This window comes from Flavobacterium nackdongense (genome assembly GCF_004355225.1).
Lineage (GTDB): Bacteria > Bacteroidota > Bacteroidia > Flavobacteriales > Flavobacteriaceae > Flavobacterium > Flavobacterium nackdongense.
In genome coordinates this window covers 1,586,219-1,603,547 of sequence record NZ_CP037933.1, presented here as the reverse complement: position 1 = coordinate 1,603,547, position 17,329 = coordinate 1,586,219, and the positions used below count along the sequence as shown (strand labels likewise).

Here is a 17,329-nt window from a genome sequence, read left to right as displayed (position 1 = left end):
TTTTTCTATGATTCTATGCGTTTCAATTTTACTATTTCTAAAAATTTAATAATTTCACCCAACGAGTTACTTTATAATATAAAACTAGTACAAGTAATTCTAATTTCAAAATCAATTAACAAATAAAATAATCAAACAAAGTAAGCCTTAACACTTCGCAAGCTTGAATCCGCTTTAATTTCCTTTGAATTTGTCTCCGCGCCATCAGATTTGCTACCCTTTTCGGATTGATTTTGAAATGATTTTTTAATCAATTCCGACACAATCTTTCCAGATATTATTGATGGAGGAACACCGGGTCCAGGCACAGTCAGTTGTCCGGTAAAGAATAAGTTTTTCACTTTTTTGCTAATGATTTTCGGTCTCAGAAAAGCTGTTTGCGTCAGGATGTTGGCCAACCCATAAGCATTGCCCTTGTATGAATTATAATCATTGATAAAATCAGTAACACAGAAGCTTTCTTTGAAGATGATATTATCCATCACTTTTTGGTGGGTCAAGGATTCAAATCGCTCCATTATACTGTTAAAATATTTCTCTCTAATTTCAGGCGTATCTTCGATTCCTGGCGCAATCGGGATTAAAAATATTCCAGCTTCTTTGCCTTCTGGTGCCACGGTTTCATCAGTTTTGCTTGGAAAACTAGCGTAAAATAGTGGTTTTTCAGGCCATTTTGGATCATCATAAATCGCTTGTGCGTGTACATCAAACTCAGTATCAAAAAATAAAGTATGATGCGACACATTTTTTATTTTTTTGTCGAAAGCCACATAAAACAATAATGAGGATGGAGCAAAGATTTTCGAATTCCAATATTTTTCGGAATAGCCGCGGTATTTTTTATCCAATAAAGTTTCGGTATGATGGTAATCTGCACCACTCAAAACCACATCTGAAAAAATGGTTTCGCCATTGGCAACCACACTTTTTACTGTGCCGTTGTCGACATTTATTTTTTCGACATTCTGATTGGTTTTAATTTTCACGCCCAATTCCATCGCCAAAACATAAATCGCTTTGATGACTTCATACATTCCGCCTTTGGGATGCCAAGTTCCTAAACCAAAATCAGCATAATTCATAAAACTGTAAAAAGAAGGCGTGTTGGATGGTTTTGCACCCAAAAACAACACTGGAAACTCCATAATTTGCTGCAAGCGACTGTCTTTTATATTTTCGCGAACTGCAGTACGAATGGTGCTAAAAAACTGATTGGCTTTTTTTATGGTAACAGGAGTAATTAATTCCGTAATAGAAATACCCGGACGATAAACCAAATCCTTGATAGCTACATCATAATTGTGCTTGGCATTGTCCAGAAACGATTGCAAGTGTTTGGAACTTCCTTTTTCTTGAATTTCAAAAATATCCAATATATCGGGTAAATTATCGGGAATTTGAACCGTGTCTAACTCATCAAAATAAACCACATACGCAGGATTTAATTTTTCGAGCTGATAATAATGAGAAGGCTCCTTGCCGAAATCAGCAAAAAATTTCTCGAACACATCGGGCATCCAATACCAAGTAGGCCCAATATCAAAAGTAAAGCCGTCTTTGATTAACTGCCGTGCTCTACCACCTATTGTGGCATTTTTTTCGAGGATAGTGACTTCATATCCTTCTTTCGCCAAATAGCAAGAAGCCGCTAAAGACGAAAACCCAGAACCGATTATTGTGATTGATTTTTTCATTTGTTTAGCAAATATACGTAAAAGTTAAACAGAATATTGATTTTAACAAAAAATTACAATTCTAATACAAAATCCGCAATCGAATCAAAGACTTTAACTTTATCTGATTTGAACTTGTCGTCGATGCATTCGATTTGGCGCCCTAGGAAACAAATTTCCGCATTCGAATCAATAATTTCGTCGGATATTTGCTTGATATAATTGGGCATTTCGTCTTTGGTTGGCTCAACGGTAAGATACGATACATAGACAATTGTATCAAAATATTTTTTCATATCCTTCAAGCTTTCAATCGGAACACTTTCGCCAAGATAAATCGTTTTGTAGCCATTTAACAAAATTTCATAATTCAAATACATCAACGCCAATTCGTGGATTTCATTTTCGGGCAGATACAAAACAAAGACTTTGTCGGTTCGAGTGGGTTCTAAGATTTGTAATTTCTCGGTATTCAAAAGCAATTTTTGTTTGATTAAAAAACTAATAAAATGCTCTTGCGCTGGTGTAATTGTTCCCGCCTGCCACAACAAACCAATTTCTTCCATTAAAGGGACAACCACTTCATAAAAAACATCACGAAAACTTTTTTCGGCTAGCAAGCTATTATAAGTATTAAAAAACAAAGCTTGATCAAAATTGATCATTGCCATTTTAAAAGCATTTAAAGCATGATTCTTGGTGCTTTTTTCGGAAATAATTTCACGCACCAGAATTTCTATCTTTTCGGATGAATGTTCCGCAATTCTGGATATCTTGTACCCATAATCATTCAACAAAACTACATTGAGTAGTTTTTGCAAGCTTTTTAAATCGTAATTTCTGATATTGGTATCAGAACGCATAGGTTCAAGGATATTGTATCTTTTTTCCCATATTCTAATGGTATGAGCCTTTATCCCCGATAAGTTTTCAAGATCCTTGATACTGAAAACACTCTTTACATTGTATGTACTGTTTATCATTTTTTGAAATTTATTAAACAAATGTATAAAAAATATATTAATTGATACTACTAAACCTAAATAAAATTTTAAAAGAAATAGAATTATATTTGAAATTTGCAATTTGGAGCAATCAAATCGAAGTTCTTTTCCCTTAATCACTAATTGTAAATGCATTATGACAAACGTAGATATCATTGGCTTCATAGGTGTCGCCATCCTATTATTTGCTTACTTTTTGAACCTAAATAACAAACTTGACAAGGATAATTTATCCTATTTGATGATGAATTTTATCGGAGCGGGTTTGGCATGTTTGGCTTCGGTGCTGATGCATTATATGCCATTTATAATTCTGGAAGGAAGTTGGACAATAGTTTCAGGTATTGGCATACTAAAACACATCCGTGCCAAATAAAACACAAATAAACCCTTTCTTTTCCTAAAGCCATTTTTAATAGACTACCTTACCAAAAAAATGGCAATTGAACAAAAAGTTCGGCAGGTTGAAGCATTGTATAGTCGACTTGAAAAAGAAATTACCGCTTTCAAATCCGCAACCAATTTACATTGCCTTGTTGGCTGTGGCAAATGTTGCTCCAAACCCGACATCGATGCATCGCCCTTGGAATTTCTACCTTGGGCATTTCATTTATTTTTAAACGGAAAAGCCGAAGAAGTCTTATTAGAATTAGACAATTCTCCCATCACAACTTGCCACATTTACCGACCTCTAGCCCTTTTGGAAGAATACAACGGAAGTTGCAGCAACTATAGCTATCGTGGAATGATTTGCCGACTTTTTGGCTATGCCGCCAGTCGAGACAAATACGCCAAACTCCGATTAGCCATCTGCAAAATCATAAAAGAAGACCAACTAGAAAACTTCAATTCGACTGAAAAATTAATAAGCGATGGACTCTATGTACCTATTTTTACCGATTACTATATGCAATTGGCACAAATAGATTACCAAATGGGAACCATTTTGGTCCCAATAAACGAGGCTTTGAAAATGGCGATTGAAGAGGTGCTACATTATTATGCTTACAGACCCTTCCCGGGCGGATTAGAGAATATTGCTTAATTTTATTTTAACCCGTTGGGTGAAATTATTAAATTTTTAGAAATAGTAAAATTGAAACGCATAGAATCATAGAAAAAAGAGTTGGATAGCCCAGTTCTTGGGTTCACATAGCTATGATTTACTAAAATCAAGCGAAGCGTCTTAATAAAATTAATAAAAAACTATGATTCTATGTGTTTAAAAAAAATTAAATTGAATTACACCCAACGGGTTATTTTAATTTAATTTTTGTTGAATTTTTGGATTCAGAAAGCGCAATATGACTTTGCACATTACCCAGATTGGACAACAGCGAAAGTTTGGTTAAAATAAATGTTTCGTAACTCTCAATATCTTCGACCAATACCTTTATTAAAAAATCGAAATTACCAGTAATTCGATAACATTCGATAACCTCTGGAAACTCTTTCACTTCTTTGACGAATTTTTCTAAGTAACTCCGCGTATGTTCTTTTAAGGTTAAATTGATAAAAATAACTTGTTTCAAACCCAATTTGCGTTCACTCAGTAAAGCCACATATTTCTTGATATAGCCGTTTTTTTCTAATTTTTTTATTCTTTCAAAAACGGGTGTCGCTGATAGTTTTAAAATTTCCGACATGCTTTTTATGGTGATGCGGCTATCTTCTTGCAATAAATCAAGAATTTGTAAATCGATAGGGTCTAATGGTGGATTCATATTCAGAATAAAATAATTGTTTCAACAAATCTACACAACTTTTTTAGAATAATATTCTGCTAAAATACATTTATACAGTCTAAAATACCAAAATTAAACATTATTAATAGTGATTTGTTCAATTATACAAGGGTTAATTTATGTTTGTTGCACGTAATTCTAAACACAATCACATGCCGAACCTAATTGAGATTTTCGAACATACTGCGCCAGAAATTATTTTTGAATGGAATGATAAAGAGACTGAGGCAAAAGGTTGGGTTGTTATTAATTCCTTGCGAGGGGGCGCCGCTGGAGGTGGAACGAGAATGCGCAAAGGGTTAAATAAAGATGAAGTGGTCTCTTTAGCAAAAACAATGGAGGTAAAATTCACCGTTTCTGGCCCTCAAATTGGGGGCGCAAAATCGGGTATTGATTTCGATCCGCACGACACTAGAAAGCTTGGTGTTCTAAAAAGATGGTATAAAGCCATTCTTCCCCTATTAAAAAATTATTACGGAACGGGCGGCGATTTGAATGTTGACGAATTGCATGAAGTTATTCCTATTACAGAAAATCTTGGATTAGCTCATCCACAAGAAGGTGTTGTAAACGGCTATTTTAATTTAGACCGAAGTCAAAACCAAACGAAAATAGAACGACTGCAATATGGAGTATCCAAAATCGTTACGGATAAAAATTATATTCCGTCGGGAACTGTTCGCTATAAAATAGCAGATTTAATCACAGGATTTGGCGTTGCAGAAGCAGTTAAACAGTATTATTCCATTTGGGGTGGCACGCTAAAAGGCAAAAGAGCCATCATCCAAGGTTGGGGAAATGTAGGCGCTGCGGCCGGATTTTATTTAGCCCAATATGGTGTCAAAATCGTTGGAATTCTCAATTATAACGGAGGATTTGTTAATGCAGAAGGATTTAATTTTGAAGAAATACAACATTTGTTAGCAAAAAAAACTAACTTAGAGTCGGAATTGTCCTTTCTTTCTTTTGAAGAGGTGATGCAAAAAAGTTGGTCCATTGGCGCAGAAATTTTTATACCAGCGGCTGGATCCAGAATGGTCGAAAAATCACAAATGGATACTTTAATTCAAAACGGATTAGAAGTAGTAAGCTGCGGAGCAAACGTACCTTTTAATGACAAGGAAATCTTTATGGGGCCTCTTTTGTCTGAAATAGACCGTAAAGTAGCCGTTATTCCAGATTTTATTGCCAATTGTGGTATGGCACGAGTTTTTTCCTATTTAATGGAACACGAAGATGAAATAACGGATGAAATTCTATTCGAAGACACCGCCGCCATTATTAAAGGCGCACTACTAAAAACCTTTGAATTATGCCCGAACGGTCTTAACCTAGCTGAAAATTCGCTACATTTAGCCATACAAAAATTACAGAACAATATCGAAAAGGGAAGTGAAACTATTAATTTTAATGAAAAATTATGCCATTTTATCACAAACTAGGAAATATACCCGCTAAAAAGCACACTATTTTTAAGAGCGAGCAAGGAGATTTCTACTACGAAGAGCTTTTTGGCACTGTCGGTTTCGATGGTATGTCTTCGCTATTATATCATACACAACGTCCGACCCAAGTAAAAGAAATTTTGAAATCTTACGATGTTTTACCAAAAATTGCGGTCGAAAAAAATATGAAATCTTTGAGCCTCAAGGGATTCAATATTACGCCAACAGATGATTTTTTAGAAAGCAGAAAAACAGTTTTAGCAAATAGTGATTGTTACATCGTTTTGGCCGCTCCAAAAAAATCCTTGCGCGACTATTTTTATAAAAACACTGATTCAGACGAAGTTATTTTCGTTCATAAAGGTACCGGTAAATTAAGAACGCACTTAGGGAATATTGACTTTAAATACGGTGATTATCTTGTCATTCCCCGTGGAATCATTTACCAAATCGATTTTGACTCGGAAGACAACCGACTTTTTATTGTAGAATCTAAAAGCCCTGTGTATACTCCTAAAAGATACCGCAATTGGTTTGGCCAACTGTTAGAACATGCTCCCTACTGCGAACGCGACATTCACGGACCTTCCGAATTAGAAACGCATAATGAACAAGGTGATTTTATCATCAAAGTCAAAAAGCAGAATACGATTCACGAATACGTTTATGCAGCACATCCCTTTAGTGTAGTGGGTTGGGATGGCTATAATTTTCCATACAAATTTTCGATTCATGATTTTGAACCCATAACAGGTCGCATTCATCAGCCGCCACCTGTGCACCAAACTTTTGAGACAAAGGCGTTTGTAATATGTTCATTTGTACCGAGGCTTTACGATTATCATCCCCAAGCTATTCCAGCACCGTATCATCACAGCAATATCGATTCCGACGAGGTTTTGTACTATGTTGATGGTGATTTTATGAGTAGAAAAAATGTAGAAAAAGGTCAAATCACTCTGCATCCTGCGGGTATACCACACGGACCACATCCGGGAACAATGGAAAAAAGTATTGGCAAAAAAGAAACTTTGGAGTTAGCGGTGATGGTCGATACATTCAAACCCCTTATGGTTACTGACGAAGCATTGAAGATTGCCGATGAAGACTATTATCAATCTTGGCTTGATAGCCATCATTAAATCCTAATAACAAACAAAATGGCAGAAATTAAACAATTAAAAGGGCTCCAAAACACAGAATACGGACTTAAAAAACTGTTTTCTGATGCGGAAGACTTTCTTCCTTTGTTAGGAACCGATTATGTGGAGTTATATGTAGGAAATGCAAAGCAAAGTGCTCACTTTTACAAAACCGCTTTTGGATTTCAGTCGCACGCTTATGCCGGTCTAGAAACAGGACTTAAAGATCGTGTTTCTTATGTATTAAAACAAGATAAGATAATACTTGTGCTAACCACTCCGTTGGGAAAAGATGGATTAATTAATGAGCACATAAACAAACACGGAGACGGCGTTAAGGTCATTGCACTCTGGGTTGAGGATGCTACAAAGGCTTTCGAAGAAACCACCAAAAGAGGTGCAAAACCCTTTATGGAGCCTACAAAAGAAGCCGATGAAAAGGGCTATGTCATTCGCTCAGGAATTTACACTTACGGCGAAACAGTTCACCTTTTTGTAGAACGAAAAAATTATAATGGAGTATTTTTACCCGGTTATAAAAAATGGGAATCACACTATAATCCCGAACCTATTGGGTTAAAATTTATAGACCACATGGTAGGCAACGTCGGCTGGAGCGAAATGAATACTTGGTGTAAATTTTATGCGGAAGTGATGGGATTTGCCCAAATTATTTCTTTTACTGACGACGATATTTCTACAGATTACACGGCACTAATGAGCAAGGTGATGAGTAACGGAAATGGCAGAATCAAATTTCCAATTAATGAACCTGCCAAAGGAATAAAGAAATCCCAGATTGAAGAATATTTAGATTTCTATGGTGGTCCTGGAGTCCAACATATCGCCGTAGCCACTGACGATATTGTCTCGACTGTTTCAGCAATGCGAGACCGAGGAGTAGAATTTTTGTATGTACCCGAAGCCTATTATGATGATTTAATAGCCCGAGTGGGAGCCATTGATGAAGATGTAGAAACACTAAAAAAACACGGAATTTTAATTGACCGGGACGAAGAAGGCTATTTATTGCAATTGTTTACGAAACCCATTGTCGATCGTCCGACGATGTTTTTTGAAGTGATACAGCGAAAAGGTGCACAATCTTTTGGTGTAGGAAACTTCAAATCTTTATTTGAAGCTATCGAAAGAGAACAACAAAATAGAGGAACATTATAAATTTATAAAAGCTACTATGGAAAGGGGTCTAAGTCATCAATTGAAATGGAATACAGTAACAAAACGACTGCCCAAGCATTTGCATGAATTTATTGTCAAGCAGCCCTACGAGCAATACACCGCGCAAAATCAAGCTGTTTGGCGTTATGTGATGCGATTAAATACGAATTATTTGCCAAATGTAGCTCACGGCTATTATCTGGAAGGGATTGCCAAAACAGGAATTTCCATCGACAAAATTCCTGAAATGGAAGGCATGAATCGCATCCTGAAGGACATTGGTTGGGCAGCGGTTTCAGTAGATGGTTTTATTCCGCCAAATGCGTTTATGGAGTTTCAGGCTTATAATGTACTCGTAATCGCCTCTGATATTCGTACCATTGATCATATTGCCTATACTCCAGCCCCCGATATTATTCACGAGGCTGCAGGACATGCTCCAATTATTGCAAACCCCGAATATGCAGAATACCTGAGGCGATTTGGCGAAATTGGCAGTAAAGCAATTTCTTCCTCTAAAGATTATGAATTATATGAAGCCGTCAGAAAAGTATCTATTTTAAAAGAGGATCCCAATACGCCCGAACCAGAAATAGAAGAAGCACTTGCCGTTTTAAATGATATTCAAAACAATATGGGTGAATTATCAGAAATGGCTCAGATTCGAAATCTCCATTGGTGGACCGTCGAGTATGGTTTAATTGGGGAATTATCGAATCCGAAAATATATGGTGCTGGATTATTATCTTCTATTGGAGAAAGCAAATTATGTTTGCAAGACAGTGTCAAAAAAATACCTTTTTCAATAGAAGCGGCAAATGTAAGTTTTGACATTACAAAGCAGCAACCACAGCTTTTTGTAACACCCGATTTTGCTTATTTAAGTTACGTTTTGGAAAAATTTGCCAATAAAATGGCTTTGCGGACTGGCGGACTTTCTGGAGTTGAAAAATTGATTCAATCCAAAAACATTGGTACCATCGAGCTGAGTACAGGAATTCAAATTTCTGGACTATTTTCGAAGGTCATCAGTAGTGAAAATAAACCGATTTATATTCAAACCAGTGGGAAAAGTGCTTTGGCTTCAAGAGACAAAGAACTAATCGGACACGGAACCAGTTATCACGCGGCAGGTTTCGGAAGCCCGATAGGAAAATTAGAAGGAATCAATTTGGCCATCGAGGATATGTCGCCCCGCGATTTAGAAATCTACGGCATTTATGAAGGAAAGCGAACTACTCTTTTATTCGAAGGTGGAATAAAAGTGGAAGGCCAGATTATTACTGGAAAGCGTGATTTAAGAGGGAAAATAATCCTAATCTCGTTCCAAGATTGTACCGTATCGCATTATGAAAACATCCTCTTTCAGCCTGAATGGGGCGTTTATGATATGGCTATCGGAAAAGAAATTATTTCGGCTTATGCAGGTCCTGCAGCGGTTGAATCTTTTCAGGATTTATACCAAGTTTCTACTGTTAAAACCCATAAAATAAACTATTCGGAATCCGAATTAAATCTGCACCAACACTATCAAACAGTGAGAGATATGCGCGATACTAAAATTGTGGATATCGAATTGCTGTCCAAAATATTAGACGAGTTAAAAGACAAATACCCCAAAGATTGGCTTTTGCCCTTGGAGATTTACGAACTAGTTTTCAATGCTGATACTCCACTAAAAAAAGTGGTTTATGACCATTTAACCCATTTGAAATCAGACAGTAATCTCGAAAAATTAATTTCTAATGGAATGAATTTAATTAGTTAACCAAAATTGATACTTTAATTTGATGGCCAAAAAGAGAATCTTTTAACCTCCGTTGTAAATAATTTCGAAACCTAAAAAATCACCTTATGAAAACTTGGATTTCCATACCCGATCCATCCGATTTTACAATTTATAATATTCCCTTCGGAATTTATTCCACTCCTTCCACAAAACCGAGAGTTTGCATTGCAATTGGAAATCAAATTTTAGATCTCACTATTGCACGAAAATTAGGCGTTTTTAAAGGATTGAAAATTAAAAAAAGTGTGTTTAAAAATAATTTTTTAAACGACTTTATTGCTTTAGGAAAAGAGAAAACCAATACCGTTCGCGAAATTATTCAAAAGGAATTGTGCGACGAAAATTCTGTTTTTAAAAAGAGTAAAAACCTATTTCATTTGCAAAGCGAGGTTCAAATGCATCTGCCGATTGCGATTGGCGATTACACCGATTTTTATTCCAGCATCGAGCACGCAACCAATGTAGGAATGATGTTTCGAGATCCCGATAATGCGCTTTTACCCAATTGGAAACATTTGCCTGTGGGATATCATGGCAGAGCCTCTTCGATTGTCGTGAGTGGTGAAAACATTCATCGACCGATGGGACAAGTTCAACCACCTAATTCAGATGCTCCAGTGTTTAAAGCCTCGTGTCGTGTCGACTTTGAATTAGAAATGGGTTTTATTATTGGCCAAAATACTAGTCTAGGTACAAAAATAAATACGGCTGATGCCGAGAACTATATTTTTGGAAAAGTGTTATTCAACGATTGGTCGGCAAGGGATATTCAAAAATGGGAATACGTTCCGCTAGGCCCCTTTTTAGCAAAAAACTTCGGCTCCTCAATGTCTCCGTGGGTAGTAACTTTAGAAGCTTTAGAACCATTTAGAATTAAAGGACCAGAACAAAATCCAAAAGTATTGCCGTACTTGGAGTATGATGGTCTAAAAAATTATGACATAAATTTGGAAGTAGCGATTGAGCCAAAAGACAAGTCTGAAACGATAGTATCACATTCTAATTTTAAATATATGTATTGGAATATGTCACAGCAATTGGCCCACCACACCAGCAATGGCTGCAATGTAAAAATAGGCGACTTGATGGCATCGGGCACTATTAGCGGGAAAGAATCCAATAGTTTTGGTTCTATGCTAGAACTCGCTTGGGGAGGTCAAAAACCAATCACTTTAAATGATGGCGAAAAAAGAACTTTTATCGAAGATTTTGACACCGTGATTATGAGAGGTTTTTGCGAAAAAGACGGCATTCGAGTGGGCTTTGGCGAAGTCAAATCGCAATTATTACCGGCATTATAAAGTATTTCAAATGGAAGAAAAAACGACCACAATAGACCCAAACACGATCTCCACAGTGGAGTTACAGCAACTATTGCTAACAGCCGTTGCGCCAAGACCTATTGCATTAGCAAGTACCGTGGACAAAAATGGAAATGTGAATTTGAGTCCATTTAGTTTTTTTAATGTTTTTAGTGCCAACCCGCCTATCCTGATATTTTCGCCCGCTAGAAGAATAAAAGATAGCACGACAAAGCACACTTACGAAAATGTCAAAGAAGTCAATGAGGTAGTGATCAATATTGTCAATTTTCCAATGGTGGAACAAATGTCACTCTCCAGCACAGAATACAAAAAAGGAATAAATGAATTTACAAAATCTGGATTTACTCCCGTTGCCTCCGACAAGGTAAAACCACCACGAGTTGCCGAAGCCCCAATTTCATTTGAATGTATTGTCGAAAATGTGATTGAATTAGGTGCCGAGGGTGGCGCCGGCAATTTAATCATTTCGAGAGTAGTAAATATTCATATCAGAAATGAATACAAAGGAAACGACGGCAATTTAGCTACCGAAAAACTGGATTTGGTGGCGCGAATGGGCGGAAATTGGTATTGCAGAGCAGGTAAAGATTCGCTATTTGAAATTCCAAAACCTATTTATAGCAAGGGAATTGGCGTAGATGCTTTGCCAATACACGCCATAAATAGTAAAGTCTTAACTGGAAATGATTTGGGAAGGTTAGGAAATATGGCCGAGAAACCTTCGCTTGAATCCATTGCAAAATGCAAAAAAATACCAGAAGTTATTGCCGCTTTACAAACTCCTGATTCAGAAGAAAAATACAAAAAACTGCATAGCATTGTAAAAAACCAATTGGATAATACGAATGTTGAACAAGCCTTGAGCATCTTATTTTGCATCTAATTTTTCGGTAGCCGAATACATTCGATTGCCAGCACGCACCACATTTTAAAGTTGTTTTTTGAAACAAGACGTCGGAGGTCGACTTTGCATATATTGGCAGATGCTCAAAAAAACTCTCTGACTTATTGCGCTTTAAAAAAAATAAGGCGACAATCATATTATTTGCTAAATTGTAGGCTTCAAAAACAGCTATTATGAAAAAGATAACTAAAGAAGCTATTAGTCAAGAAGTATTTGACTTGTACGACGACTACGCCCACAACAAAATCGAAAGAAGGGAATTCATCGAAAAACTATCCGTTTTTGCCGTGGGAAGCCTCACTTTGCCCACCTTACTCAGTTTTATGACACCCAATTACGTGGATTCGATTACTATAAAACCGGAAGATCCAAGGCTAAAATCAGAATTCATAACCTACGAATCTCCAAAAGGCGGAGGAAAAATAAAAGGGCTTTTATCACAACCCACGGGAACCAAGAAAAAATTACCGGGAATTATTGTTGTACACGAAAATCGCGGCCTAAATCCCTATATTGAGGACGTAGGAAGAAGAGCCGCTTTGGAAGGTTTTATTACTTTGGCTCCCGATGCATTGTCACCCTTGGGAGGTTATCCCGGCAATGATGATGCGGGAAGAGAATTACAAAAAAAACGAACTCGCGAAGAAATGCTCGAAGACTTTATTGCCGCCTACGAATACCTCAAATCGCACAAAGATTGTACTGGTTATGTTGGCGTGGTAGGATTTTGTTTTGGCGGTTGGATTTCGAATATGATGGCCGTGAAAATCCCCACTTTACCGGCCGCAGTTCCTTATTATGGAGGACAACCTACCGCTGAAGATGCCGAAAAAGTAGCCACTCCACTACTCTTACAATACGCCAGTTTAGACAGCAGAGTAAACGAAGGCTGGCCCGCTTATGAGGCCATTCTCAAAAAGAATAAAGTAGAGCACACCGCTTATTTCTACGAAGGTGTGAATCACGGTTTTCATAACAATACTACTCCACGTTATGATGAAAAAGCAGCTAGTTTGTCCTGGACAAGAACTATTGATTTTTTTAAAGAGAAATTGAAGAAAAAATAAATTCAGAATATGATAGTCAGAAAGTCCCTTTATTGGGACTTTTTTTATGTGAAGTTTGAAATTTTAAGAAAATACTTTGGAACTGAATTTGTCCAAATTATTTAAAAACTAACGTGCTCAAATTCGTTTAGCATATTCAAATGCAAAACAGTCTTGGAATTATCATTACTTCTAGTAAACATTGGCTTAAATTTAGCGCCATAAACTACCTCAGCAAAAGTGTAAGAAGTTCGAGTACTGACGACCGTGCTATACATATCGTCAAAGACTTTTACGAAAACCATTATTTCGCCCGTAGTATTGGTGAAATTCTCCTTTAAAAATCCATACAACGGACTCTCTTCTGTGATAGGATGCACCAAGGTCCAACTTAGATTTAAGGAATTTACTCTATCCATCTCCAAATCCAAGGTATAGAATTGATTCTTCATTACACCATTTTCAGGAACATTCATTCCTAATGTCACTTTGACCTCGGCCTCAGTAAAATTAGTGTTTTTAAAAGGTGTAACCCTTAGCATCAAGGCGGTACCATCTCGATAAGGAGCAATGATTGCGTTATGAGAAAATTTCAGAAACGCTACTGGTTTACTAAATCTCCCAAAGAATAAACCTGTAGCAATGGCAAAACTTAGCAAACCCGTCAACGCTTCGGCTGCCGAAATGGCACTTGTCAAAAATCCCGACGGACTGATATGACCGTAACCCACCGTTGTAAAAGTTTGGGCGCTAAAAAAATAAGCCTGTCCAAATTGTACCCATAAAGAACTAGAAGTATTAATACCATTTAAGTGCTCGACCCCTATTGCAAAGTAAATAAGCGCAAAGACAAGATTAATAACAATATAAAAAAATAAGATAACAGAAATAAACTTCCAAGAAGGCATATCGAGCAAAGTGTGAAACCAACTGATGTGGTTAAAAAAACCCATTCCACGTTTTTGAACATTTGCCGTACCATCTTTATTGAGAAAACGCCCACCGTAACTACTAGAATTGGTGCCAAATCCAGAATTAAGCAATGCTTTTGCTTTACTATTAATGCTATTTAAAAACGCCATTGCTTCTAATTTTTTGAAAAGTAAATTTAACTAAAAATAGCATACAAAAAAGGCCACTGTTTAGGGCTTATTTATAGCAAATTTGAATATTTTTTTTAGGAAAATACATTGTAAACATAAAGGAATTTAGCTATATTTGAATACTAATAAAGTCTGATTGCTGTCAGACCTATCCACTCATAATTGGAGTGATAAGTCTGATTTTGTCGGACCTATAAACGAGTTATAAGCCATTTATGAGAAACCTAAAAATAACAACATTCTTTTTGTTAATACTCCTTTTTTCTTGTAAAGAAAATGCTCCTGATATGACATTTGAAAAAAGTCATATTGCAATGCATCAAGAAGACGAAAAAATTTCAGAAGAAATGCGAAATTTCGAAGTTGTTTTAACTAAATTATATCGCGAATCTGAAAAGAATCCTAATAGAGTGCTTTTAAAAATTGACAGTTTATTTACTGCAAACCAAAATAAAACAGATAAATACAAATCCCAAATTAAACCTAACATAGACCAAAGCTTACATAGTTTTAAGGCAGAGTTGTTTTATCATATTGGCAAGTACAAAGAATCGATTAGGGAACTAAATTTCGAAGATGACAAAACTGGAAATACAGCTATTTCCTATGCAGCAAATTATGTCAAATTAAAAGACTTCAAGACAGCTAAATCATTTATTGACAGCATTGGCAATTCGAATGGTGATTATTATGCGATTGGGAATTATTATGAAAGTATAGGAGACAAAACATCTGCTCTTAAAACTTATAAGTATGGTCTCAAAGATGATAAATCGAGAAAACATTTTATTTATTACATATGGACTCAAAAAAGAGTTGACGAACTTGAAAAAAATAAGCCTCTATTGAATGAAATTTTTTTTCCTACTGGAAATCCAAATTTTGAAATTTGTGAGATTTGTAATGTTGATAATGAAAAACGACACAAGATTACGCAATTACTGATAAAAATGCCTGAAAATCAACATTGGTCTTCAACTACCATTTTAGAATCTCCATATGATACTGGAAAAAGTTATTATTGGATTAGAGTAGAAGCCGAGAATAAAGAATTAAATTATTATGTAGACCAAAAAACTTTTGAAATAAAATACTTCAATCCAAAAACTAAAACTTTGAAGACACTGGAAGAGTGGCGAAAAGGAAATAAAAACGGCTTATAACCGTCGTTTGGCAATATGGCGGGATTAGGCTTAATTTGAAGTTGGTTTTGTACTTGTAAAATTAGTCATTAACCGAAAGATTTCGCTTGCTTAATCCGCCACATTGCCAAGCGACCAAACGTTAAAAAAAAATTAATAAAGTACTTATGGCTACTAGCCATTTTTATATTTAACATAAAAAAGCCCCGAAATTGCAATGCCCCCAAAAAGTTAGACACTATTTGGGGGCATTTTATGAAAAGAAAAGTCTCTACGCAGATGAGGTGGGATCCTCTCTAGCATTACAAACAGACTAGTCAGATTTGGTTAAAATATAATTTTATTTAGTATTAGTAAATGCTACTCCAAATAAACTTTTAAAACGCTTTGCCTTTTTTGGAGGTTTTGTTGTTATGAACTTATCACAAACTTACCCTTTTCTCTATCAAAAACAATATGTTCGTCTTTGAATAAAGTATTGAAACTGCCTTTCAAAATCAAATTACAAGGCTGATCTTGTACTGTATTTTCGGGAGTCATAATTATCATTTCGTCGCTCAGTTGTATCGCCATATCGATGTCGTGAGTTGAAAACAAAATGCATTTTCCTGTTTCTTGGGTTAGTTTTTTCAGGAGTTTAAAAAGCACGACTTTGTGTAGTAAATCCAAGTGGGTAGTGGGTTCATCCAAAATGATTAAAGGCGTATCTTGAGCCAAAGCTCTTGCAATCAAAACGATTTGCAATTGTCCGTCGCTGATTTCGTAATGCCTTTTGGATATCAAATGCTCAATTTGAGTCAGGGCAATAGCTTCGTTTATTTTGGCAATATCATTGTCTGTAAGCGTTCCAATCCAATTCGTGTACGGTTGTCTACCCAAAGCGATGAGTTCCCAAACCGTCAAATTGCTTGGCGGCAATTTTTCGGTCAAAACGACACTTAAATTTTGTGCCAAGGTCAAGGAATCCATTTCGTGAATGTTCTTTTCGTTCAACGAAACCGTTCCTGCAAGTGGTTGTTGAATTCCCGTGATGGTTCTTAAAAGTGTTGATTTTCCAATACCGTTGGCACCGATTAAAGCGATAAGTTTTCCTTTTTTTAAATTCAATTTGAGATTTTCGGCAATGGTTGTTGTTGTTGCACTTTTGGTTTTGTAACCAATGCTTAAATTTGAAGTTAAAAGAATATTAGTATTGTTCATTTTGATAAAGATTTTTTAAACGCATAGAAACATAGTTATTTGATTCTAAATAAAGAGTTTATAGTTGAAACTTTGTTTCAAACATAGGGAAATTGTTTATTTTTCGGGTAAAATTTATTCATAAAATTATTATTTTAAACTCACAGAAACATAGCTATTTGATTCTAAATAAAGAGTTTATAGTTGAAACTTTGTTTCAAACATAGGGAAATTGTTTATTTATCGGGTAAATTTTTAAAATATTCGTTGACATAAGTCTTTTGCCCATCTTTAAAAATATTGAAACAATTAAAATTGATTAAAATTCCTTTTGGAGCTTTTAAAAGTTTCATATACGTTAAAAGTTGAGCTTCGAATATGGGATTTGGTTGTATTACGGATTTTAATTCTACAACTAAACAATTTTCAATAAATAAATCACATTTAAAATCTACTTTGAGTTCTTTTGTTTTATAGACTAGAGGAACTTTCATCTCTGTAGAAAAGTTTATTTTTCTAAGAGCTAATTCTTCTTTTATGCACTGATGATAAACACTTTCGAGCAAACCTCTCCCCATTATTTTATGCACTTCAATCGCAGATCCAATGACTTCATAAGTCAAATCATCTAAATATTTTTGTGTTATCATAGT

Annotated in this window: 16 protein-coding genes; 10 read left to right on the top strand and 6 right to left on the bottom strand. The window is 35.8% G+C overall.

What is annotated here, in order from left to right:
• Positions 1-131: 131 nt before the first annotated feature.
• Both E1750_RS06740 and E1750_RS06735 read right to left on the bottom strand, forming a co-directional pair.
• Complete coding sequence (locus tag E1750_RS06740) at positions 132-1,694, bottom strand: phytoene desaturase family protein (protein ID WP_133276039.1); 1,563 nt, start codon at positions 1,692-1,694, stop codon at positions 132-134.
• Between the two features lie 53 nt (positions 1,695-1,747).
• Positions 1,748-2,656: a MerR family transcriptional regulator gene (locus tag E1750_RS06735; RefSeq protein ID WP_133276038.1), complete on the bottom strand. Its 909-nt coding sequence runs from the start codon at positions 2,654-2,656 to the stop codon at positions 1,748-1,750.
• A 157-nt stretch (positions 2,657-2,813) separates the two neighbouring features.
• On the opposite strand from E1750_RS06735, the gene E1750_RS06730 reads away from it, so the two are divergent.
• Both E1750_RS06730 and E1750_RS06725 read left to right on the top strand, forming a co-directional pair.
• On the top strand, positions 2,814-3,053 hold the full coding sequence (locus E1750_RS06730; RefSeq protein WP_133276037.1) for a CBU_0592 family membrane protein: 240 nt from the start codon (positions 2,814-2,816) through the stop codon (positions 3,051-3,053).
• A gap of 60 nt (positions 3,054-3,113) precedes the next feature.
• The gene (locus tag E1750_RS06725) at positions 3,114-3,722 is read left to right on the top strand and encodes a YkgJ family cysteine cluster protein (RefSeq protein ID WP_133276036.1); all 609 of its coding nucleotides are present in this window, start codon (positions 3,114-3,116) and stop codon (positions 3,720-3,722) included.
• A gap of 211 nt (positions 3,723-3,933) precedes the next feature.
• Here E1750_RS06725 and E1750_RS06720 read toward each other — a convergent pair whose 3' ends face one another.
• A complete protein-coding gene (locus E1750_RS06720) occupies positions 3,934-4,401 on the bottom strand; it encodes an Lrp/AsnC family transcriptional regulator (protein ID WP_133276035.1) in 468 nt (155 codons plus the stop codon).
• Between the two features lie 173 nt (positions 4,402-4,574).
• Here E1750_RS06720 and E1750_RS06715 point away from each other — a divergent pair, with 173 nt between their 5' ends.
• The 7 genes from E1750_RS06715 to E1750_RS06685 all read left to right on the top strand — a co-directional run bounded on the left by E1750_RS06715 (position 4,575) and on the right by E1750_RS06685 (position 13,273).
• On the top strand, positions 4,575-5,864 hold the full coding sequence (locus tag E1750_RS06715) for a Glu/Leu/Phe/Val dehydrogenase dimerization domain-containing protein (protein WP_133276034.1): 1,290 nt from the start codon (positions 4,575-4,577) through the stop codon (positions 5,862-5,864).
• Positions 5,843-7,009: a homogentisate 1,2-dioxygenase gene (locus tag E1750_RS06710; RefSeq protein WP_133276033.1), complete on the top strand. Its 1,167-nt coding sequence runs from the start codon at positions 5,843-5,845 to the stop codon at positions 7,007-7,009. The genes E1750_RS06715 and E1750_RS06710 overlap by 22 nt, the downstream gene beginning before the upstream one ends.
• An 18-nt stretch (positions 7,010-7,027) precedes the next feature.
• The gene (gene hppD, locus E1750_RS06705) at positions 7,028-8,188 is read left to right on the top strand and encodes a 4-hydroxyphenylpyruvate dioxygenase (RefSeq protein ID WP_133276032.1); all 1,161 of its coding nucleotides are present in this window, start codon (positions 7,028-7,030) and stop codon (positions 8,186-8,188) included.
• 16 nt (positions 8,189-8,204) lie between these two features.
• A complete protein-coding gene (locus tag E1750_RS06700) occupies positions 8,205-9,956 on the top strand; it encodes an aromatic amino acid hydroxylase (protein ID WP_133276031.1) in 1,752 nt (583 codons plus the stop codon).
• A gap of 86 nt (positions 9,957-10,042) precedes the next feature.
• Positions 10,043-11,278: a fumarylacetoacetase gene (gene fahA / locus E1750_RS06695; RefSeq protein ID WP_133276030.1), complete on the top strand. Its 1,236-nt coding sequence runs from the start codon at positions 10,043-10,045 to the stop codon at positions 11,276-11,278.
• Between the two features lie 10 nt (positions 11,279-11,288).
• Positions 11,289-12,185: a flavin reductase family protein gene (locus E1750_RS06690; protein ID WP_133276029.1), complete on the top strand. Its 897-nt coding sequence runs from the start codon at positions 11,289-11,291 to the stop codon at positions 12,183-12,185.
• Between the two features lie 194 nt (positions 12,186-12,379).
• A complete protein-coding gene (locus E1750_RS06685) occupies positions 12,380-13,273 on the top strand; it encodes a dienelactone hydrolase family protein (RefSeq protein WP_133276028.1) in 894 nt (297 codons plus the stop codon).
• 101 nt (positions 13,274-13,374) lie between these two features.
• Here the strand turns inward: E1750_RS06685 and E1750_RS06680 are convergent, their stop codons facing one another.
• Positions 13,375-14,334, bottom strand: a complete 960-nt coding sequence (locus E1750_RS06680) for an ion channel (protein WP_133276027.1) — start codon at positions 14,332-14,334, stop codon at positions 13,375-13,377.
• 236 nt (positions 14,335-14,570) lie between these two features.
• Here E1750_RS06680 and E1750_RS06675 point away from each other — a divergent pair, with 236 nt between their 5' ends.
• On the top strand, positions 14,571-15,518 hold the full coding sequence (locus tag E1750_RS06675) for a hypothetical protein (RefSeq protein ID WP_133276026.1): 948 nt from the start codon (positions 14,571-14,573) through the stop codon (positions 15,516-15,518).
• Between the two features lie 390 nt (positions 15,519-15,908).
• Here E1750_RS06675 and E1750_RS06670 read toward each other — a convergent pair whose 3' ends face one another.
• The gene (locus E1750_RS06670; RefSeq protein WP_133276025.1) at positions 15,909-16,697 is read right to left on the bottom strand and encodes an ABC transporter ATP-binding protein; all 789 of its coding nucleotides are present in this window, start codon (positions 16,695-16,697) and stop codon (positions 15,909-15,911) included.
• A gap of 215 nt (positions 16,698-16,912) precedes the next feature.
• A complete protein-coding gene (locus E1750_RS06665) occupies positions 16,913-17,326 on the bottom strand; it encodes a GxxExxY protein (RefSeq protein ID WP_133276024.1) in 414 nt (137 codons plus the stop codon).
• Positions 17,327-17,329 lie beyond the last annotated feature (3 nt).